Source organism: Comamonas sp. B-9 (assembly GCF_000410635.1).
GTDB lineage: Bacteria > Pseudomonadota > Gammaproteobacteria > Burkholderiales > Burkholderiaceae_C > Comamonas.
Genome location: NZ_KE148676.1, coordinates 1 through 3,428 on the forward strand (window position 1 = coordinate 1; position 3,428 = coordinate 3,428).

Annotated in this window: 5 protein-coding genes; 4 read left to right on the forward strand and 1 reads right to left on the reverse strand. The window is 66.9% G+C overall.

The annotated features are described in order from the left end of the window. The coding region (locus tag H928_RS29790; RefSeq protein ID WP_148293313.1) for an aminotransferase class V-fold PLP-dependent enzyme at positions 1 to 338 on the reverse strand (338 nt) is incomplete at its 3' end. Positions 339 to 438: 100 nt separating this feature from the next. Between H928_RS29790 and H928_RS0124655 the strand changes: the two genes are divergently transcribed. From H928_RS0124655 to H928_RS33920, 4 genes are all read left to right on the forward strand, one after another. Next, positions 439 to 900 (forward strand): Lrp/AsnC family transcriptional regulator, encoded by a 462-nt coding sequence (locus H928_RS0124655; protein WP_027011371.1) that lies wholly within the window; start codon positions 439 to 441, stop codon positions 898 to 900. Positions 901 to 975: 75 nt separating this feature from the next. After that, positions 976 to 1,923: an SMP-30/gluconolactonase/LRE family protein gene (locus H928_RS0124660; RefSeq protein WP_021028891.1), complete on the forward strand. Its 948-nt coding sequence runs from the start codon at positions 976 to 978 to the stop codon at positions 1,921 to 1,923. A 111-nt stretch (positions 1,924 to 2,034) separates the two neighbouring features. After that, positions 2,035 to 3,174 (forward strand): glycolate oxidase subunit GlcE, encoded by a 1,140-nt coding sequence (gene glcE, locus H928_RS0124665; protein WP_239645076.1) that lies wholly within the window; start codon positions 2,035 to 2,037, stop codon positions 3,172 to 3,174. Positions 3,175 to 3,197: 23 nt separating this feature from the next. Next, on the forward strand, positions 3,198 to 3,428 hold a 231-nt coding region (locus tag H928_RS33920; protein ID WP_043341974.1), incomplete at its 3' end, for a 4Fe-4S dicluster domain-containing protein.

Sequence of the window (3,428 nt, forward strand, 5' to 3'; positions counted from 1 at the left end):
AGGGCTTCGGGCACGGCCTTGTGCTCGGTGGCGCCATAGAGCAGCTGCATGGGGCTGTTATCGCCGGCCTCGCGGCGCTGGCGCAGGGCGCTCAGCGCGGACAGCACGGCGGTCTGGATGCCCTCGGTCGCGCCGCTGGTGAACAGCAGCTGGCCGCTGGGCACGCCCAGCACCTGGCGCGCGGCGGCACGTGCTTCGTCCAGCAGCGCGCGGGCCTTGAGGCCGCTGCCATGGATGCTGCTGGGGTTGCCATAGGCATCGGCCATCACCGCCAGGGCGGCGGCGCGGGCTTGGGGAAGGACGGGGGTGGTGGCGTTGGCGTCGAGGTAGATTTCCATGCCCAAATTGTCCAGCCCGGGCCGGGGAATACAGTCGCAAAATTCGCCAGCTACTGCACAATATTGGAGTTCTATTCCAAAAAATAGGAAAAAAATGAAATTGGATTCTATTGACCGCAAACTGCTGGAGTTGCTGCAGGCCGATGCGGAGACCCAGGTGGCCGATCTGGCGGCCCAGGTCGGGCTGTCGGCCACGCCCTGCTGGCGCCGTATCCAGCGGCTCAAGGAGGCCGGGGTCATCAAGCGCCAGGTGGCGCTGGTGGACCGCGACAAGGTCAATGTGGGCGTGACGGTGTTTGTGGCAGTGCGCACCAGCACGCACAGCCAGGAATGGTTTGAGCGCTTTCGCGCGGCAGTGGCGGCCATTGCCGAGGTGGTGGAGTTCTACCGCATGAGCGGCGAGGTGGACTACCTGCTGCGCGTGGTGGTGCCCGATATCGCCGCCTACGACAAGGTCTACAAACGCCTGATCGCCGATACCCAGTTGCTCGATGTGTCGTCGAGCTTTGCGATGGAAGAGCTGAAGTTCACCACCGCCTTGCCGCTGTCCTATATTCCATAAGCCCGCCTCGCTGCAACCCAGGTGGCACAGATAATGCTTAGGGTTTTCCATGCAATTTATTTCTAAAGGAACGCCATGATCTGGCATACCGTGGTCAGCCAGCCCTTTGCGTTGGGGGAGTCTCCTTTCTGGCAAGCCAGCGGTGGTGTTCTCTATGGCGTCGATGTCGCTGGCAAACAGCTGTGGCGCACGATGCCCGGATCGGGCTATATGGACCGCTGGGACATGCCCGCCGAGCCCGGCTGCATCGCGCCAGCCCGCAGCGGCGGCGCGTTGGACGGCTGGATCGTCGTGCTGCGCGACCGCATCTGCCGCGCCACCCACTGGGGCGGCACCCTGCACGACATCGCCCGCCTGCCGATCGACCCGGCTACCGAGCGCGGCAACGATGGCCGCTGCGATGCCCAGGGCCGCTTCTGGGTGGGCACCATCCACGAGCCCGCCAGCGGCCCGCGCCAGCCGGTGGCCGCGCTCTACTGCATCGATGGGCTGACGGGCACCACGACGGTGCGCAAGGTGCAAGATGGCGTCTCCAACGCCAATGGCCTGGCCTGGTCGCCCGACCGGCGCACCATGTACTGGGCCGATACCCCCAGCCACACGATCAAGAAATTCGCCTGCGACGTGAGCGGCTATCCGCAAGGCGAGGGCGAAGTCTTCATGCGCTTTGATGCCAAGCCCGAGGGCTGGACCCCGGGCGAGCCCGGCTATGGCGGCCGGCCCGATGGCGCCGCTGTGGACGTTGAGGGCAACTACTGGTGCGCGATGTACGAAGGCGGCCGCGTGCTGCAGATCTCCCCCCAGGGCCGCATCCTCGCCAGCCACTACACGCCGGCGCTCTGCCCCACGATGCCCTGCTTTGGCGGCAGCGATGGCCGCACCTTGTACGTCACCTCTGCCCGCCACGGCCGCAGCCGCGACGAGCTGGCCCAGCTGCCGCTGTCGGGCTGCGTGTTTGCAATGCGCGTCGGTGTGGCGGGCCTGCCGACCCAACCTTGGCGGGAAATCGGGCATGGGTTTTAAGCGCAGGCGCAGGCTGCATGGGCCTTGCGGGGCTGGGCCTCAGTCTCCCATCTAACTTGAGCGGACCACGCCAGACGCAACTGCCGCTACCATGGGGCCATGGACCAAGCTGTGGCTGCCTCTCTTTCCCCCACCGTGCTCGACTGGCAGGAGCGCGTTCGATCGGCGCATGCCCACAAGACGCCGCTGCGCATCCGGGGCGGTGGCAGCAAGGATTTTTATGGTGCGCGCCTGGGCGGCGAGGTGTTCGACACCCGCAGCTACAGCGGCATCATCAGCTACGAGCCCAGTGAGTTGGTCGTGACCGTGCGGGCCGGCACAGCGCTGGCGGCGCTGGAAGCGAGCCTGGCCGAATGCGGCCAGTGCCTGGCCTTTGATCCGCCGCATTTTGGCCCGGAGGCCACGGTCGGTGGCATGGTGGCAACCGGTTTGTCCGGCCCCTCGCGGGCGGCGGTGGGTGCGGTGCGTGACTACATCCTGGGCCTGGAGCTGATCAATGGCCAGGGCGAGCTGCTGCGCTTTGGCGGCCAGGTGATGAAGAACGTGGCGGGCTATGACGTGTCGCGGCTGATGGCCGGTGCCTGGGGCACCCTGGGCCTGCTGACCGACATCAGCCTCAAGGTGCTGCCGATGCAGCGCGCGCAGGCCACCCTGTACTACGAATGCACGGCCCAGCAGGCGCTGGACAAGCTCTCGGCCGGGGCCGCAAAGCCGCTGCCCATCAATGCCAGCCTGTGGCAGCAATCGGGCGACGGTGATCAAGGCCATCTGCTGGTGCGGCTGCGCGGTGCCGTGGCAGCGGTGCAATCGGCCCTGGATGGCATGGGCGGCACCATGCTGGACCACGGCCAGGCCGATGCCGCTTGGCTGGCCTGCCGCGAGCAGCAGCTGCCCTGGTTCAGTGCCATGGACCCGAGCCATGCGCTGTGGCGCCTGTCGCTGCCGGCCACCACGCCGGTGCTGCCCTGCACCGAAGAAGGCCTGCAGCCGCTGATGGAGTGGGGCGGCGCGCTGCGCTGGGTGCAGGCCCCCATGCAGCATGCCCAGGCCTTGCAGGCGCTGGCCACCAGTGTCGGCGGCAGCGCCGTGTGCTTCAGGCCCGGCCCCCAGGTGGGCCTGGTCGCATCCGATGATTTTGGTTTTACGCCTGCCTCGCCCGCACTGCGCCAGGTGCAGCAGCGGCTCAAGCACGCGTTTGACCCCCATGGCATCTTCAACCCCGGGCGCTTGGGCGACTGGGCGCTGAACTAAGCTAATCGAGGCACCCCTGCACCATGCAAACCCAATTAGCCCCCGAATTCAAAGACACCCCCGAAGGCCAGGAGGCCGAGGCCATTTTGCGCAAGTGCGTGCATTGCGGCTTTTGCACCGCCACCTGCCCCACCTACCAGCTGCTGGGCGACGAGCTCGACGGCCCGCGCGGCCGTATCTACCTGATCAAGCAGGTGCTCGAGGGCCAGGAGCCCACACGCAAGACCCAGACCCACCTGGACCGCTGCCTGACC

Bases quoted from the DNA above. Each gene is read 5' to 3' on its own strand.
- H928_RS0124660 (WP_021028891.1), top strand. From the start codon at position 976: ATGATCTGGCATACCGTGGTCAGCCAGCCCTTTGCGTTGGGGGAGTCT.